17 protein-coding genes are annotated in these 16513 nt (G+C 72.4%); 10 read left to right on the top strand and 7 right to left on the bottom strand.

Going from position 1 to position 16513, the window contains the following annotated elements; translation table 11 throughout:
- Nucleotides 1–10: 10 nt before the first annotated feature.
- Nucleotides 11–679 carry a leucine efflux protein LeuE gene (gene leuE / locus P8A18_RS21560; protein ID WP_306056766.1) on the bottom strand — a complete coding sequence of 223 codons (669 nt, stop codon included), beginning with the start codon at nucleotides 677–679 and terminating at the stop codon, nucleotides 11–13.
- 191 nt (nucleotides 680–870) lie between these two features.
- Between leuE and P8A18_RS21555 the strand changes: the two genes are divergently transcribed.
- Nucleotides 871–1815 carry a L,D-transpeptidase family protein gene (locus tag P8A18_RS21555; protein ID WP_306056765.1) on the top strand — a complete coding sequence of 315 codons (945 nt, stop codon included), beginning with the start codon at nucleotides 871–873 and terminating at the stop codon, nucleotides 1813–1815.
- 186 nt (nucleotides 1816–2001) lie between these two features.
- Here P8A18_RS21555 and P8A18_RS21550 read toward each other — a convergent pair whose 3' ends face one another.
- The 5 genes from P8A18_RS21550 to P8A18_RS21530 form a co-directional block, all read right to left on the bottom strand.
- Nucleotides 2002–3180: a hypothetical protein gene (locus P8A18_RS21550; protein ID WP_306056763.1), complete on the bottom strand. Its 1179-nt coding sequence runs from the start codon at nucleotides 3178–3180 to the stop codon at nucleotides 2002–2004.
- Entirely contained in the window at nucleotides 3180–4160 is a 981-nt protein-coding gene (locus P8A18_RS21545; protein WP_306056761.1) for an RNA polymerase sigma factor, read from the bottom strand. The genes P8A18_RS21550 and P8A18_RS21545 overlap by 1 nt, the downstream gene beginning before the upstream one ends.
- A 409-nt stretch (nucleotides 4161–4569) precedes the next feature.
- Entirely contained in the window at nucleotides 4570–5139 is a 570-nt protein-coding gene (locus P8A18_RS21540) for a hypothetical protein (protein WP_306056759.1), read from the bottom strand.
- Nucleotides 5140–5301: 162 nt separating this feature from the next.
- Entirely contained in the window at nucleotides 5302–5997 is a 696-nt protein-coding gene (locus tag P8A18_RS21535; protein ID WP_306056757.1) for a DUF4328 domain-containing protein, read from the bottom strand.
- Nucleotides 5998–6203: 206 nt separating this feature from the next.
- Nucleotides 6204–7796, bottom strand: coding sequence for a beta-N-acetylhexosaminidase (locus P8A18_RS21530; RefSeq protein WP_306056755.1), 1593 nt, complete (start codon nucleotides 7794–7796; stop codon nucleotides 6204–6206).
- A gap of 345 nt (nucleotides 7797–8141) precedes the next feature.
- Between P8A18_RS21530 and P8A18_RS21525 the strand changes: the two genes are divergently transcribed.
- The 7 genes from P8A18_RS21525 (at nucleotide 8142) to P8A18_RS21495 (ending at nucleotide 13889) form a co-directional block, all read left to right on the top strand.
- On the top strand, nucleotides 8142–8651 hold the full coding sequence (locus tag P8A18_RS21525; protein ID WP_306056753.1) for a 2-oxo-4-hydroxy-4-carboxy-5-ureidoimidazoline decarboxylase: 510 nt from the start codon (nucleotides 8142–8144) through the stop codon (nucleotides 8649–8651).
- 243 nt (nucleotides 8652–8894) lie between these two features.
- Nucleotides 8895–9275 carry a succinate dehydrogenase, cytochrome b556 subunit gene (sdhC, locus tag P8A18_RS21520; protein WP_026249405.1) on the top strand — a complete coding sequence of 127 codons (381 nt, stop codon included), beginning with the start codon at nucleotides 8895–8897 and terminating at the stop codon, nucleotides 9273–9275.
- Nucleotides 9276–9280: 5 nt separating this feature from the next.
- Entirely contained in the window at nucleotides 9281–9757 is a 477-nt protein-coding gene (locus P8A18_RS21515) for a succinate dehydrogenase hydrophobic membrane anchor subunit (protein WP_018550486.1), read from the top strand.
- A gap of 30 nt (nucleotides 9758–9787) precedes the next feature.
- Nucleotides 9788–11542 (top strand): succinate dehydrogenase flavoprotein subunit, encoded by a 1755-nt coding sequence (sdhA, locus tag P8A18_RS21510; RefSeq protein WP_306056750.1) that lies wholly within the window; start codon nucleotides 9788–9790, stop codon nucleotides 11540–11542.
- Complete coding sequence (locus P8A18_RS21505; RefSeq protein WP_018101096.1) at nucleotides 11542–12318, top strand: succinate dehydrogenase iron-sulfur subunit; 777 nt, start codon at nucleotides 11542–11544, stop codon at nucleotides 12316–12318. Before sdhA ends, P8A18_RS21505 begins: the two co-directional genes overlap by 1 nt.
- 178 nt (nucleotides 12319–12496) lie before the next feature.
- On the top strand, nucleotides 12497–13084 hold the full coding sequence (locus tag P8A18_RS21500) for a hypothetical protein (protein WP_306056747.1): 588 nt from the start codon (nucleotides 12497–12499) through the stop codon (nucleotides 13082–13084).
- A 13-nt stretch (nucleotides 13085–13097) separates the two neighbouring features.
- Nucleotides 13098–13889, top strand: a complete 792-nt coding sequence (locus P8A18_RS21495) for a hypothetical protein (RefSeq protein WP_306056746.1) — start codon at nucleotides 13098–13100, stop codon at nucleotides 13887–13889.
- Between the two features lie 20 nt (nucleotides 13890–13909).
- Here P8A18_RS21495 and P8A18_RS21490 read toward each other — a convergent pair whose 3' ends face one another.
- On the bottom strand, nucleotides 13910–14419 hold the full coding sequence (locus tag P8A18_RS21490; RefSeq protein WP_306056744.1) for a MarR family winged helix-turn-helix transcriptional regulator: 510 nt from the start codon (nucleotides 14417–14419) through the stop codon (nucleotides 13910–13912).
- Nucleotides 14420–14517: 98 nt separating this feature from the next.
- On the opposite strand from P8A18_RS21490, the gene P8A18_RS21485 reads away from it, so the two are divergent.
- Both P8A18_RS21485 and P8A18_RS21480 read left to right on the top strand, forming a co-directional pair.
- Nucleotides 14518–15750 (top strand): MFS transporter, encoded by a 1233-nt coding sequence (locus tag P8A18_RS21485; protein ID WP_306056743.1) that lies wholly within the window; start codon nucleotides 14518–14520, stop codon nucleotides 15748–15750.
- A gap of 28 nt (nucleotides 15751–15778) precedes the next feature.
- Nucleotides 15779–16498 carry a TetR/AcrR family transcriptional regulator gene (locus P8A18_RS21480; RefSeq protein WP_306056741.1) on the top strand — a complete coding sequence of 240 codons (720 nt, stop codon included), beginning with the start codon at nucleotides 15779–15781 and terminating at the stop codon, nucleotides 16496–16498.
- The last annotated feature ends 15 nt before the right edge of the window (nucleotides 16499–16513 follow it).

Below are 16513 nucleotides of genomic sequence, written 5' to 3'. Positions count from 1 at the left end.
GCCGGCCGCGTCAGACGCTGCTGAGCGACAGCTTCGCGGCGAACCCGAGGAACAGCACCCCGGCCGCCGACGTGGCCCCCGCCGACAGACGCCTGCGGCGGCGGAACGCGGCGGACAGCCGGGTGCCGCCGAATATCAGCATCGTCAGGTACAGGAAGCTGGCGATCTGGAGCAGGGTGCCCAACACCAGGAAGGAGAGCGCCGGGTAGGCGTAACCGGGGTCGACGAACTGCACGAAGAACGAGATCAGGAACAGGATCGCCTTCGGGTTGAACAGGCTGACCACCAGCGCCCGCCGGTACGGCCGCTCCATGCCCCCGGGCACCTGCGCCGCGTCCTCGCCCTCCCCGGTGATCTCGGCGACCCTCCGGTGCCGCTCGCGCCACATCGACACCGCGGCCCGCAGCATCCCGATGGCCATCCAGGTCAGATACCCCGCACCCGCGTACTTGACGACGGCGAACAGCACGGGCGTCGTCTGCAACAGCGAGGAGGCGCCCAGCGCGGACAGCGTCATCAGCACGGTGTCCCCGGTCCACACCCCGGCCGCGGCCACATACCCGGTCCGCACCCCGCGCCGGGCGGCGACGGACAGCACGTACAGCGAATTCGGCCCCGGCAGCAGAACGATCAGCACCAGGCCGGCGAGATAGGTCGGAAGGTCGGTGACACCCAGCATGAAACGGAGTGTCGCACGCGGGTACGACACCCGGTCCGCCAGGTCCCGCAGGGCGCTGTCCCGGACCTCGTCGCCGTACTACCGCCACGGCGGCAGCCGCATCGTTACCGCTTTTCCACCCCGCGCAAGGATTCGGCAACCGGTCGGAGCGGGAACCCGTCCCATGGGATACACGGATTCAGGGGGTCGGGATGACAGGCACCAGCAGGACCGGGCGCGGATACGCGCACAGGGGCGTCCGGGCAGGCGGCGCGGCCACCGCCGCCGTGGCCGTCCTGGCGCTGGCGGCCGTGACCGCCGGGTGCAAGGCGCAGGCGGCCGACAGCGCGCAGGCCGCCCCGTCGGTACCGGCGAGCAGCAGTTCCGGCTCGCCCACCGAGGACGCGAAGCCGGGCGGGGACCGGACGGAGCCGGCGAGCCCGTCCGCGAGCGCCACGAAGACGAAGGAACCGGCGAAGGCGCCGCCGAAGCCCAGCGGCACGCCTTCGTCGGCCGATCCGCAGGGCACGGTGCTCATAGCGAGCGGGGCGGAGGGCAAGCAGGTGCGCGAGTTGCAGGCCCGGCTGCGTCAGATCGGGCACTTCAACCGCAGCCCCACCGGCTACTACGGGTCCGTCACGGCCACCGCCGTGCAGTCGTTCCAGGGCAAGCGCGGCCTGTCCAGGACCGGGAAGACGGACACCGTCACCTGGCAGAAGCTGCTCGGCATGACGCACACGCCGACGGCCGCCGAGCTGAACCCGCCGACCACCGTCCCGGTCGCCGAGCCGGACAAGCGGTGCCTGACGGGCCGGGTGCTCTGCATCAGCAAGAACAGCCGGACCCTGTCCTGGATGATCGACGGCAAGGTCGTCTCGTCCATGGACGTACGGTTCGGCTCGCAGTACACCCCGACCCGCGAGGGCACGTTCTCCGTGTACTGGAAGTCGCGGCACCACGTGTCGTCGATCTACCACACGGCCATGCCCTACGCGATGTTCTTCAGCGGCGGCCAGGCGGTGCACTACTCCTCGGACTTCGCGGCCCGCGGCTACAACGGCGCCTCGCACGGATGTGTCAACGTCCGGGACGAGGGGAAGATCGCGTCCCTGTTCTCCCAGGTCCGCAACGGCGACAAGGTCGTCGTCTACAAGTAGCGAGTGCTGCGAGCAACGGGGGTTGAGGGGCGCGGGCGGGACCGGGGGAACGTGTCCCGCCCGCGCCATGTGCGCCGAGCCGCAGGTACGGGGGGAACCCCGGCTCCGGGCGCTGCCGATGACCAGTCGGCTCATTCTGTACAGCGTCCGCAGGCCGGAAAACGTCACACCCGGCGGTAACGGCCGTCAGCGGGCCGCCGCCGAGGCGGTCGGATCCGGCGCGGCGGAGGTGCCGGAACCCCTCGTCGCCGGGTCCGGGGCGATGGCCGCCACCGAGGGGCCGGGCGACTCGGTGAAATGGATGGACGGGAGCGCGCCCGAGGCGTCGCCGCCCTGTTCGGCGTTCCCGTCGCCGCTCTGGCCGTCGCTGTCGTCGCCCGCCTTGTCGAGCAGCCGGTCGCAGAAGCGGTCCAGGTTGCGCGCGCCCTTGGCCAGGGCTTCGAGGCGTTCCCTGCGGTCCTTGTCGAGGTTGCCGTCGCGGTAGTCGCGGCAGGCCTTCAGGGTCTTGGCGTACCAGGCGGCGGACGTGTCGTCCTCGTCGCCGGACCCGCCGTGCCCCTTCTCGGTGTCCGTGGACCCGCCGGCGGAGGTGTCGTCGTCGATGCCCGTCCCGCCGCCCGGCCCACTGCCGTCCGACCGGTCCGTGCCGCTGTCGCCCTCGCCGCTCCGGCCGCTGTCGGGGGTGGTGCCGTCGGCGTGGGCGGTGTCCTCGCCGTCCTGGTCCGTGCCGCCGCCGGGGGGCGGGGCGTGCGGGGACGGGGTGCTCGGGTCGGGGGAGCCGGGCGGCGGCGGTACGGAGGTCTCCTCGTCGGGGACGAGGCCGGAGCCCAGTTCCCCGGGCGAGGCGGCGGCCGAGACCGAGGTCGCCGGGGAGGGGGTGTGCCGGCCGAAGGGGACGGGCAGCACGCCGGTCCCGGCGGCCACGGCCACCCCGCCGATCGCGCAGCACGCCACGGAGGCGACCAGGCCGAAGCGCAGGGGCCGGCTCCAGCGGAAGGCGCGGTCGCCGCGCGGGCCCGCTGCCCCGGCACCCGCGCCGGAGGCGGCCCTGCCTATGTGGACGGGCGCGAGCATCGCGGTCCCGTCGTCGTCCGCCCCGGCTCCGTGCGCGGCGGCGGCCCGGCCCGGGGCCGTGCGGGGTGCGGTGCGGGTCCGGCGCGGGGCGGCGCGGAAGGCGGCCAGCGCGGCGGCCTCGCCGGGCAGTTCGCCGGTGGCGGGCAGGGCGGTGCGGGCTGCGGCGCCCAGGGCGGCGGCGAGGCGTTCGGCATCCTGACAGGGGTGGCCTTCGGCAGAGTCGACCGGTTCGCCGCGGAGCAACTTCTCCGCCGCTTCCTTGTCAAGCCATGCGTACTGCTCGTCGGCCATCACATGTCCTTCTGCGTCCGGGGACGCGAATGCGTCACACCGGCGGGAGCCACCAGGCCGGTGCGTGAGGGGCGTTGCGCGGGTACGGCGCCGAGTTCCGCCGCGTCCGCCGTGCTGTTCCGGAGGGCGGCCGACGGGGCCCCGGGGCCGGCCGGGCGCCGGGGCGGGACGACCGGTCCGCCGGCTGCGCCGCCGCGCGGAAGGCCGCCCTCCGGGGCCGCGGCGCGCGGGAGGCCGGTGTCCGTCACGGCACCGTGCGGACGGCCGGCTTCCGACGCGCCGACGCTCGTCGCTCCGCCGCGGGGACGGATGCCTTCCGGCGCGCCGGTGCCCGTCGCCGCACCGGGCGGGCGGATGCCTTCGGGGGCGCCGGGGTCGGGCAGTCCGCCTCCGGCGGGAGGGCGCCCGGTGTCGTCCCGGCCCTCCCCGCTGTCGGTCCGCAGCAGTTCGGCGAGCCGCTTCAGACCGCGGTGGGCCGCGGTGCGGACCGCGCCCGGCCGCTTGCCGAGCGTCTGCGCCGCGCTCTTCGCGTCGAGCCCGACCACGACGCGCAGCACCACGGCCTCGGCCTGGTCCTGCGGCAGCTGGGCGATGAGCGACATGGTGCGGCCGGTCGCCAGGGACTCGATCGCCTCGTCCGCGGTGTCGGAGAAGGCCGGCTTCTCGGACAGCTCCGTCTCGTCGCCGCCGATGGCGGGGCGCCTGCCGCGCATCCGGAGATGGTCCAGGGCGCGGTTGCGGGCTATGCGCGCCGCCCAGCCCCGGAAACGGTCGGCGTCCCCACTGAAACGGTCGAGGTCCCGGGCTATCTGCAGCCACGACTCGGACGCCACGTCCTCGGCGTCCGGCTCCCCCACCAGCGTTCTTATGTAGCCCAGCAGCCGCGGCTGCACAGCGCGGTACACAGTACGGAAGGCGTCCTCGTCCCCGTGCTGTGCCGCGAGCACCGCGGCAGTAAGCCCCGCGTCGTCCCCCAGCACTCCCTCAACCCTGCCCTGCCGTCTTAATCGCAGCTGGTCACCACTGCCGCGCCTCCCTGCGCGACTCAGCACGCTACGTCCTTCGCGTGCACCACGTCCATGACTTGTACAACCCGCAACATTTCCTCCCCTGCCCCCGGTGTGACAGAAAACGCACCCACGGCGCTGAGATGAGTACGGGGTCGTCCTGCGGCCCCGCGGAAGACGACCGGGGCCTCTCCTGTGGGGGGTGGCGGCCCCGGTCGTCCTCGCCGGCCTCTCGCGCGCGCCTCCTCGAAGAGCACCGCCCTCCGGACGAGCAGGCGGCTTCCGCGCTCGCCCGCGAACCGCACGGCGTGCCGCTCCCCCCGGTCACCGACGCCGCGTACAGCCGGCGGCAGCCCACCGTGCACAGACCACAGGGACCTCCTCAGCCCCGCCCCCGTGCCCGTCGCGAGACCGCCGCGCGCAGCACCCGCTGGCCCTCCGTCGACACGTCGAGGACCTGGCGCAGCCCGGCGCCGGCGGGGGCGGACTCGTCGATGCCGGCGAGCATCTCCAGGATCAGGGTCTGGCGCGCGGCCTCGCCCGCCAGCAGCGGGCCCGCGCCGGCCAGCCGGCCCGTGCGGCAGCGGGCCGGCAGATCCGGGGCGCCGGGCCGGGGCGCGTCGTGGCCGAGGTGGACCTCCAGGGCCAGCACGGAGCAGTCGTCCGCCCAGGCGCGCAGCTCCTCGCCCGCCCGGTCGTCCGGGGCCGCGGCGAGCAGTTCCCGGACCCGCCGGACCGGCTCCCCGGGGTCCGGCAGCGCGTCCAGGGCCGCGCGGGCCTCGGCGAGCCGGGCGGGCCAGACGCGTGCGTCGGCGCAGCCGGCCCAGAGCGGGCGCAGCGGGTCGGGGTCCGCGCCCACCCCGGGCTGGGGCAGACAGCGTTCGAGGCAGGCGGCCGCACTGGCGGCGAGCCCGCGCTCGTCGGCGGCGGCGATCAGTTCGAGCAGGCTCATGACGTCTCCTGTCGGCCCCCGCCCGTGCCGGTCCCCCGCCGGGACGCAGCGGGGCGCAGCGCTTCCTGTTATCGCATTCAGCGCCGAATGGCCGAAAAGCGTCACTGTTGCTGGCCGATTACCGCTGCGTCACTCGGCCGGTGCGCGCCGGAGCCCGAACCGCTACCCCACCGCGAGCGGGCCGAGCGTCGCCCGCTCGCCCTGCATCGCCGTCAGCCCGCGGACGAGCAGGACGGCGAGGACCGCGGCCGCGATGTCCAGCGCGTCGGAGAAGGCGACCAGGTCGAGCGCGTCGGTGATCTCGTCCAGGGTCTCGGCCGCTTCGTAGCGCTGGGAGGCGTACCGGCCGAACAGCTGTGCCGCGACCAGCGCCACCCACCAGGCGTGCAGCAGTACGCCCGGAAACGCGGACCGGCCGCCGGGGGTACCGGGCAGCTCGCTCGCGGTCCGGACGTCGCGCACGACCCGGTACGGCAGCCAGAGGTTGCCGATGGGCACGAACCAGGCACCGATCGCCCAGCCCGGCCGCATGGAGTGGGCGGCCGGGTCGAAGACCTCCGCGTTGCGACGGACCCGGCGCAGCCAGATGAGGAAGACGACGGCGGTGGCCAGGAGAGTGAGGCCCTGGAGCGCGCCGGTGGACTGGTACAGCACTTCGGCGTGGGTCCAGGTCAGGTCGTCGACCGTCGCGTAGCCGTCCTCCGTCCGGTCCCCGAGCAGCAGCCGGGCGTGGACGCCGGAGGCGATCGAGAGGGCGTCCGCCACGGCCACCGAGCCGAGCAGCACGCACACCGCCCTGCCCAGGGCGACCGGCGAGCGCAGGTGGTACAGGCCGGCCGGTACCGGTACCGGCCTCACCCTTTCCCCCTCGCGGTGGAAGCCGACGCACATTGCGCACCGGCCGTCAGCGGTGCTGGCCGGTCTCGCGCCACAGAGTGAACAGAGCATGGAAATGGAACCCCCCAGGATTCGGACGTCAACGCGTGGACCGCGTGTCCCTCCCCGGACAGCGCGGCAAGCGGAACGTAGTGTCCGGTCGCCGCCCTGTCCACCGCCAGGGGTTTTCAGCCCGCGTCGATCTCCTTCGCCAGCGAGCGGAACTTCTCCCAGGTCAGCTTCGGTTTGCCCGGGTCCCACAGCTTCTGGGACGTCGCCCGCAGCGGCATCCGGATGCCCTCGGCCACCTGTGCGGCGGTCTGGGCGTTCGGCAGGTCGCCCCAGACGGCGAACCGGCCGCCCAGGATCTGGTCCGAGTAGCGCGCCGGGACGGGGGTGGTGCCGCGCAGGACGAGCGGGGTCCACTGCTCGTAGATCCGCTTGCCGGTGGGGTAGACGAAGGCGTTGGGCTGGCCGAGCACGTAGTACATGAACTCGTCGTTGAGGTTCAGGACCTTGCGGCCCTCGCGCAGGTACTCCTCCGGCGACCGGGCCCCGTACTCCTTGCCCGTCCAGTACTCGACCTCGATGTTCTTGTCGGCCTGGACCGTGCTGTCCCGGAAGAGCCCGTCGTTCCAGGCCTTCGGCTGCATGCCGTGCTTGCGGACCACCGCGGCCCGGTCGTTGAGCCAGCCGGTCGCGAGGTCGGCGATACCGGCCCCGGAGCCGTACTTCGCGACGGCCGCGCGCTGGAGCTGCGGGTACGAGGCGGCGGGGTTGCTCGCCATCAGCGCGCGGTACTCGTCGGCGCCCAGATGCCAGTAGGCGCCGCCGAACAGCTCGGCGTACTCGCCGAGGAGTTCGTCGATCAGCTTGGCCGCGCCCGGTTTGGAGATGTCCAGCGACCCGGTCGACGCCACCCCGGAGACGTTGTGCAGCTGGAGGTCGGGGTGGGCGCGCAGGACCGCGCCGAGATGACCGGGCGAGTCGATCTCCGGGACGATCTCGATGTGCAGCCGGCCGGCCAGCGCGACGATGCGCCGCACCTGCGCCTTGGTGAGGTGGTCGGGCGAGACGACTTCGGGGTGGGTGTCGGACTCGATGCGGAAGGCCTGGTCGTCGGAGAAGTGCAGGCCGAGCTGGTTGAGCTTGAGGTCGGCCATCTCGCGCAGCCGGTCCTCGATCCAGGTGGCGCTGTAGTGCTTGCGCGCGATGTCGAGGTTGAGACCGCGCTGCGGCTTGTCGGGCCGGTCGCGCACCTCGCCCTCGGGCATGGAGCCGTCGGCGCGCACGGACTGCTTGAGGGTGCGGGTGCCGTAGAACACGCCCGCCTCGCCGGGCCCGCTGATCGTGACACGCCCGTCGTGGGTGCGCAGGGTGTACGACTCCGGCCCGCCGGAGTCCTTCGGGGCGAGGGCCAGCTCGATGTCCCCGGCACGGGCCGCCACATCGCCCCGGTAGCTGATCTTCAGCTCGCCGGCGAGCAGCTTCCCCTCGTCGGCGAGCTTGCCGTCCGCGATGACGACCCCGCTGTTCTCGCCCGGCCGCCAGCCGGGGCCGTGGGCGGCGGTGTGCTCGCGTACGGCCGGGATGGTGCGGGGCGCCTTCGAGAGCGGGTAGCTGCGGGTCGGGGAGGGGGTGGGGGACGGTGCCGACGACGCCGCACGGGACGTCTCGGAGCCGTTGCGGTGTTCGGCTCCGGAGCCGTCGCAGCCGGCGACGGCGACGCTCGCCGCGGCCGCCGCCGTCACGGCCATGAGAGCGCCGCGTGAGGGTGCCATCAGTCAGAAACCTCCGGTTTCAGGGAGAAGAGAGCAGAAACGCAAGAAAACAGGTCAGATGCATGGAGGTAGCCGGGCATTCTCCTCACACATCCGCTCTTCAGGCATCGCGAAACTCTCCCGTCCGGGTGAAATTCGCGCATCCTTCGCACGACTGTTGCCCCGCCTCGCTAGCTTTGAGGCGCATTCGTCTCTCCTCTCGCCCCGCATCCGCCTGGTCCCGTCGGTCCCTCCCCCCTCCAGGTTCACAGATGCCGTTGACTCCAGGAGCCCACGCTGTCCAGGTCCAGCGAGTCCCACGCAGGCCTCCCCGAGCAGCCGGACCGGCCCGCCCGGCGCACCGCCGTGCCCGTACAGACCCACGGCCCCCTCCCCGGCGGGACCACCGCGCCCGCCCCGGGCCTGCGCCGTTTCAACGACGCGCCCGCCCCGGAGGCCGAGGCCGCCCTGCTGGAGTGCTTCGGCAGCCACCGCTGGGCGCAGCGGCTGGCCGCCCACCGCCCCTACCCGGACGTGGAGGCGCTGCTCGCGGCGGCCGACGAGGCGGGGTACGACCTCTCCCCCAGCGATCACACCCAGGCGCTGGCCGCCGAGGTGTCCCCGGCTCTCGGCCCGGACGCGCCGCACGCCGCCCGGCTCGCGCTGGACGCCGCGCACGCCGAGTACGAGCGCACCTTCGGCCATGTCTTCGTGATCTGCCTGGACGGCTACCGGCCCAGCGAACACCCCGACCAGATGCTGGCCGGCATCCGGGAGCGGCTGGGCCACGACGAGGAGCGGGAGCGGGCGGTGACGGCGGACGAGATGCGGCGACTCGCCCGGGGACGCATCATGGCGCTGGTATCGAGTCAGTAACGGACTGGCGGCGGTCCGTACGGGCCGGTTTCCCCCGCCCCCCGGCGGTGAGCAGGGTGCCGGGGGTCTGTCCATAGCCCGTCCGTGCCTGATTCGTTGCCACTTTGATCACACCAGAGGCCCCCGCGCGATCGAACCGACAATCCGTCGCTACGATGGCCGGGGCCGGTGGACCGTACCCGGCCGGGTCAGACCGACAGTCAAGCCGGCCGACCCCAATCCCCGCTCCCGGAGGGTTCTTCCGTGCCGGCTGGAACGCTGTACCGCGGCCGGGAAGGCATGTGGTCCTGGGTGGCTCATCGAGTCACCGGTGTCCTCATTTTCTTCTTCCTGTTCGTACATGTCCTGGACACCGCCCTCGTCCGCGTCTCTCCGGAGGCGTACGACGACGTCGTGTCCACGTACAAGACGCCGATCGTCGCGCTGCTCGAATACGGCCTGGTGGCCGCGATTCTCTTCCACGCGCTGAACGGTCTGCGCATCGTCGCCGTGGACTTCTGGGCCAAGGGCCCGCGCGTTCAGAAGCAGATGCTCTGGGCCGTGCTGGGCATCTGGATCGTGCTGATGGTCGGGGCCCTGTACCCCGTCCTCGGCCACGCCGTACGTGAAGTCTTCGGGAGCTGAGGCCGATGTCCACCGAAACGTCTTCCGCGATCGGCGCCGTCGAGGGTGTCTCCCTGTACGACGTCGACAACCCGGCCCCGGTCATCGAGCCGCCGCGCAAGCGGACCGGCAAGACCCCCAAGGGTTCGCGCACCAACTTCGAGATGTACGCCTGGCTCTTCATGCGCCTGTCGGGCATCGTTCTGGTCGTCCTGGTCATCGGCCACCTGCTGATCCAGCTGGTACTGGACGGCGGCGTCTCCAAGATCGGCTTCGCCTTCGTGGCGGGCCGCTGGGCCTCGCCGTTCTGGCAGATGTGGGACCTGGCGATGCTGTGGCTCGCCATGCTGCACGGCGCCAACGGGCTGCGTACGGTCATCAACGACTACGCCGAACGGGACAACACCCGCTTCTGGCTGAAGATGCTGCTGTACACCGCCACGGTGTTCACCGTCCTGCTGGGCACGCTGGTGATCTTCACCTTCGACCCGAACATCCGCTAGGCGCCGGGCCCGAAGGACCAGAGGTAAACCATGCAGATCCACACGTACGACACCGTCATCGTCGGCGCCGGCGGCGCCGGCATGCGCGCGGCCATCGAGTCGACCAAGCGCAGCCGCACCGCCGTGCTGACCAAGCTCTACCCCACCCGCTCCCACACGGGCGCCGCGCAGGGCGGCATGGCCGCCGCGCTGGCCAACGTGGAGGAGGACAACTGGGAGTGGCACACCTTCGACACGATCAAGGGCGGTGACTACCTGGTCGACCAGGACGCCGCCGAGATCCTGGCGAAGGAGGCCATCGACGCCGTTCTCGACCTGGAGAAGATGGGCCTGCCGTTCGGCCGTACGCCCAAGGGCGAGATCGACCAGCGCCGGTTCGGCGGTCACTCCCGCAACCACGGTGAGGCCCCGGTCCGCCGCGCCTGCTACTCGGGCGACCGCACCGGCCACATGATCCTCCAGACGCTGTACCAGAACTGCGTGAAGGAGGGCGTGGAGTTCTTCAACGAGTTCTACGTCCTGGACCAGCTGATCGTCGAGCAGGACGGCGTCAAGAAGTCCGCCGGCGTCGTCGCCTACGAGCTGGCCACCGGCGAGATCCACGTCTTCCGGGCGAAGTCGGTCATCTACGCCTCGGGCGGCACCGGCAAGTTCTTCAAGGTGACGTCGAACGCGCACACCCTGACCGGTGACGGCCAGGCCGCCTGCTACCGCCGGGGTCTGCCGCTGGAGGACATGGAGTTCTTCCAGTTCCACCCGACCGGCATCTGGCGCATGGGCATCCTGCTGACGGAGGGCGCCCGCGGTGAGGGCGGCATCCTCCGCAACAAGGACGGCGAGCGCTTCATGGAGAAGTACGCGCCCGTCATGAAGGACCTGGCCTCGCGTGACGTCGTCTCGCGCTCCATCTACACGGAGATCCGCGAGGGCCGCGGCTGCGGTCCCGAGGGCGACCACGTCTACCTGGACCTGACGCACCTGCCGCCGGAGCAGCTGGACGCCAAGCTCCCGGACATCACCGAGTTCGCGCGTACGTACCTCGGCATCGAGCCCTACACGGACCCGATCCCGATCCAGCCGACCGCGCACTACGCCATGGGCGGCATCCCGACCAACGTCGAGGGCGAGGTGCTGGCCGACAACACCACCGTCGTCCCGGGCCTGTACGCCGCCGGCGAGGTCGCCTGCGTGTCGGTGCACGGCGCCAACCGCCTCGGCACCAACTCGCTGCTCGACATCAACGTCTTCGGGCGCCGCGCGGGCATCGCCGCCGCCGAGTACTCCGCGAAGAGCGACTTCGTCGAGCTTCCCGAGAACCCGGCGCAGCTGGTCGTCGACCAGGTCGAGCGGCTGCGCGACTCCACGGGCACCGAGCGCGTCGCGGCGATCCGCCAGGAGCTGCAGGAGTGCATGGACGCCAACGTGATGGTGTTCCGCACCGAGCAGACGATCAAGACCGCGGTGGACAAGATCGCGGAGCTGCGCAGGCGCTACCTCGACGTGTCCGTCCAGGACAAGGGCAGGCGGTTCAACACGGACCTGCTGGAGGCCATCGAGCTGGGCAACCTGCTCGACCTCGCCGAGGTCATGGCGACGTCGGCGCTGGCCCGCAAGGAGTCCCGCGGCGGTCACTACCGCGAGGACTTCCCGAACCGCGACGACGTCAACTTCATGCGCCACACCATGGCGTACCGCGAGGTCGCCGACGACGGCACCGAGTCGATCCGGCTGGACTACAAGCCGGTCGTCCAGACCCGCTACCAGCCGATGGAGCGTAAGTACTGATGGCTACACCCACCCTGGACAAGGCCGACAAGGCTCCCGAGCCCGAGGCCGGTTTCGCCGACTCGCCGTACATCACGGCCACGTTCCGCATCCGGCGGTTCAACCCCGAGGTCTCCGACGAGGCCCAGTGGCAGGACTTCCAGATCGAGATCGACCCGAAGGAGCGCGTCCTCGACGCCCTTCACAAGATCAAGTGGGACCAGGACGGGACGCTCACGTTCCGCCGCTCCTGCGCGCACGGCATCTGCGGTTCGGACGCCATGCGGATCAACGGCAAGAACAGGCTCGCCTGCAAGACGCTGATCAAGGACCTGAGCCCGGAGAAGCCGATCACGATCGAGGCCATCAAGGGCCTCACGGTCCTCAAGGACCTCGTGGTCGACATGGACCCGTTCTTCCAGGCCTACCGCGACGTCATGCCCTTCCTCATCACCAAGGGGAACGAGCCGACCCGCGAGCGTCTCCAGTCCCCCGAGGACCGCGAGCGCTTCGACGACACCACCAAGTGCATCCTGTGCGCCGCGTGCACGTCCTCGTGCCCGGTGTTCTGGAACGACGGCCAGTACTTCGGCCCGGCGGCGATCGTCAACGCGCACCGCTTCATCTTCGACTCGCGCGACGAGGGCGGCGAGCAGCGCCTGGAGATCCTCAACGACCGTGACGGGGTGTGGCGTTGCCGCACCACCTTCAACTGCACGGACGCCTGCCCGCGTGGCATCGAGGTCACCAAGGCGATCCAGGAGGTCAAGCGCGCGCTGATCACGCGTCGCTTCTGATCCGCCGGCCACGATCGAGCGGCATCCGGGGCCCCGCCCGCCGAGGAGTGCGAACCCCTCGGGAGGCGGGGCCTCTTGCTGCGCACGGGCGGGCCCGGACGGTACGGTCGTGCGGAACCGGTGGTCGGTTCGCCAACCGCCGCACGGGGGTGCGCGGGGAGAACGAGAGCGGGGAACGTTGAGCGATCCGAATCCGTACGCGGACGACTCATACAAGTGGGGTCCTCCCCAGAACCAGGGAACCCCTCCCCTCGCCCCGGGCGGCCAGGGCTACGGCTACCCGGCCGCCGGGAACCCGGTCCACGGCTACCCGCAGCCGCTCCCGGGACCGTCGGCCCAGCCCCCGGGCTACGGGTATCCGGCGCCCCCGGACGCGGGGTACGGGTATCCGGGCGGGCCGGGCATGGTTCCGGCGGGCGGCGGGGCGCCGGTGCTGTCCATCGGTGACATCACGGTGATGAACGATTCGGTCGTGACGCCGTCCGGGACGATGCCCCTCAAGGGCGCGGTGTGGACGGCGACGGACATGTCGCGCACCGAGGAGAAGATCCCGCCGGTCGCGATCGTGCTGGCGATCATCTTCGCCCTGTTCTGTCTGATCGGTCTGCTCTTCCTGCTGATGAAGCAGAAGCAGACGACCGGCTTCATCCAGGTGACGGTGACCAGCGCCGGCCGCCATCACTCGACGATGATCCCCGCCACGCAGCCGGAGACCTTCGCGATGGTGATGTTTCAGGTCAACACCGCCCGCTCGATGAGCGTCTGAGCCGACGGCCCCGATGACCGTCCTGCGGCACTCCGTCGACGTCCTGGCCCTGGAGCCCGAGCCGGCCGCCGAACTGGCCTCGCTGCTCTGCGACCTCGCCGAGTCGACCCGGGCGAGCGGCGGGAGCGTCCTCCTGCCGGGCGGGCAGCCGGTCGCGGACCTGCGTCTGGTGAAGGGCCGGCACCTCAGGCCCGGTGCGCGGTACGAGGTCGCCCTGCCGGAGGACGCCGAGCGGATGGCGCTGCGGGTACGCGAGTGGCGGCGCACCTCAGCGGCCGAGGTGGAGCTGCTGTTCGGCGCGCCGGACATGAGCGGCAGGCTGTCGCTGCGGCTGGCCGCCCCCGACCGGCCCCGGCTGTTCGAGGCGCAGGGCCGGATGTGGGGACCGGACGGCTCGGGGTCGCTGCACCGGGGCTCGGGGAAGGCGCGGGTCGACCTGACCGCGTGGTGGGCGGCGGCGCTGCTCCCGCCCGGGGCGCCGCCCTCGGCCCGTGCCCCGGCGACGGCCCGGGTGAAGCACCTGCTGGGCGAGGCCCGGCTGTATCTGCGGCCCCGGCGGGCGGCGGACGGCCGGTGGCTGGTGGAGGCCGCGGTCTCGCTGCGCGGCCGGTGGCTGCTGCGCCCGGTCGCCGCCGTCGCCCTGCTGCTGGCCGGGGGGCCGCTGCGGCGGGGCTTCCGGGACGGGGTGGAGCGGGCGGCCGAGGGGTGGAACGAGGCGGTGGGCGAGCTGCTGGCGCTGGGTCCGGACGGGATCAGGGAGGAGCTGGCTCGGCAGGCCGCGGAGGGCCGCCCGCAGGAGAGCTGAGCGGCGCGCGGGGCCGTCCGTCAGTCCCAGGCCGCGCCGCCCCGGTCCTCGGCGACGACCATGATGCGCCGCAGCATGTCGTTGAGCAGGGCCCGTTCGTCCGTGTCGAGGACGCCGAGCAGCCGGTCCTCCTCGTTCCCGAGGAACTTCATCGCGCCGATCCACGTCGAGCGGCCCTCGTCGGTCAGCTCCACGTCGACGCGCCGCCGGTCCGTGGTGGAGGGGGTGCGGCGGACGAAGCCGCGGCGCTCCAGCGCGTCCAGCCGGCCGGTGACGGAGGCGGGGGCGAGGTCGAGGTCGGCGGCCAGTTCGGAGGGGGCGGCCGTGCCGCCGCGTCCGGCGAGCTTGTGCAGGGTGTCGAACTCCTGGCGGTCCAGGTCGAAGTCGACGAGGGACTGCTCGCGCACCCGGCGCAGATGGACGGAGAGCTTCTTCATGCGCGTCACCGCGCCCTCGATGTCCGGATCGAGCTCGGGCAGGACGGGCCGCCACCGCTCAACGTGCCCGTCGGTCCAGTCGCGTCGCTGCATGCGCCCAGCCTACGACGGGACTTCGCGGACACGACCCGGGTAATTCGGAACCGAAATTCTCGTTGACGAATAGTTCGGTACCGAAATAGATTCCGTCCATGGCCCACCCCTTGAGCACACGCTCCTTCCGGCTGCTCTTCATCGGACGCTCCCTCTCCATGCTGGGCGACTCGGCGATCCCCGCCGCGCTGACCCTCGCCGTCTACCTGGCCACCGGCTCGACCGGCGCCCTCGCCCTGGTGCTGGCCTGCGCCATGGTGCCCAAGCTGCTGCTGCTCCCGCTGGGCGGAGTCGTCGGTGACCGCTTCAACGCCCGCACGGTCGCCCTGACCACCGACCTCGTACGCTGCGCCACCCAGCTCTTCGTCGGCGCCGAACTGCTCTCCGGCGCCCCGGCGCTGTGGCAGATCGCGCTCGCCGAAGCGCTCGGCGGCGCCGCCGGGGCGTTCGCGATGCCGACCGCGGCGCCGCTGATCCGCGGCACCGTGGAGGAGTCGGGGCTGCTGCGCGCCAACTCCCTGATGGCGGTGGTCGCCGGCGGCGCCCGGATCGGCGGGCCCGCCCTCGCCGGGGTCCTGGTCCTCACCGCGGGACCGGGCTGGGCCTTCGTCCTGGACGGCGCCACCTTCGCGGTCAGCGCCGCCCTGCTGTACGTGATCGAGGTCCGCCACGTCCCGATCCCCCGGCGCTCCCTGATCGGCGACCTCAAGGAGGGCTGGGGCGAGGTGCGCGGCCGGGACTGGTACTGGACGAGCCTGATCGCCCACGGCGTATGGAACGGCGCCGCGGCGGTGCTGATGACGCTCGGCCCGGCCCTCTTCCTGCACGGCCCCGGCGGCAGGGGCAGTTGGGTCGCCCTCCTCCAGACCGGCGCGGTCGGGCTGCTGCTCGGGTCCCTGCTGGCCGGCCGGGTCCGCCCCGGCCGCCCGGTCCTGGCCGCCAACCTCGGCGGGGCGCTGTACGTGCTGCCGCTCTGCCTGCTGGCCGCGCACGCGCCGGTCGCCGCGTCCGTCGCCGCGTACGGGGTCGCCATGGCCGGGCTCGGCTTCCTCAACCCGGTCTGGGAGACCGCCGTCCAGTCCGCCGTGCCCGCGCACGCCCTGGCGCGGGTGACCTCGTACGACTGGCTGCTGTCCCTCGCCGCGACGCCGCTCGGCTACGCCCTGGCCCCGCTCGCCGCCTCCGCCTGGAACGCCGAGGTCCCGCTCGCGGTGGCCGGGCTGCTGGTCGGCGCCGCCTGCGTGGGTACCGCGGCCGTACCGGGCGTACGGCGGTTCGGGGCGCCCCCGGCCGAGGTGCCTCGGGAGGCCGGAACGCCCTCGCCGGGGTAGGGGCGCCGTTCCCGATACGCTCGGGGCCGTGGTGAAGGAAGAGAAGGACGAGACGGCGGTCAAGGTCAAGGCCCCCAAGAGTGAGCAGACCCGTGCCCTGATCCTTGAGACCGCGCTCCGGCTCTTCCAGGAACGCGGCTACGACCGCACGACGATGCGGGCCATCGCGCAGGAGGCCGGCGTCTCCGTGGGGAACGCCTACTACTACTTCTCGTCCAAGGAACACCTGGTCCAGGGCTTCTACGACCGGCTCGCCGCCGAGCACGAGGTGGCGGTGCGGCCGGTCCTGGACAGCGAACAGGACCTCGCGGCCCGCATGCGGGGGGTGCTGCTGGCCTGGCTGGACGTGGCGGAGCGGTACCGCCCCTTCGCCACCCAGTTCTTCAAGAACGCCGCCGACCCGGAGAGCCCGCTCAGCCCGTTCTCCCCGGAGTCGGCCGACGCCCGCGCCGCGGTCATCGCCATCCACGAGCGCTGCCTGCGCGGCTCCGGGACGAAGACCGATCCCGAACTGGCGCCCCTGCTGCCCCCGTTGATGTGGCTGATGCACATGGGCCTGGTGCTGTTCTGGGTGTACGACCGGACGGAGGGCGCGGCACGCAGCCGCCGCCTCGTCGCCCGTACCGCCCCCATCGCCGCCCGCGCCATCGCCCTGTCCCGGTTCCGGGTGCTGCGGCCGCTGGTGCGGCAGGTGCACGAGGTGCTGGAGGAGTTCCTGCCGGGCACGGCTGCGCGACCGGCCGGGTAGCGGGCGCCGGCGGCT

Origin of the sequence: Streptomyces sp. Mut1, from assembly GCF_030719295.1 — a bacterium.
In the GTDB taxonomy this organism is placed as follows: Bacteria; Actinomycetota; Actinomycetes; order Streptomycetales; family Streptomycetaceae; genus Streptomyces; species Streptomyces castrisilvae.
The sequence above is the reverse complement of the archived record's forward strand: the minus strand, read 5'-3'. Positions and strand labels throughout refer to the sequence as shown.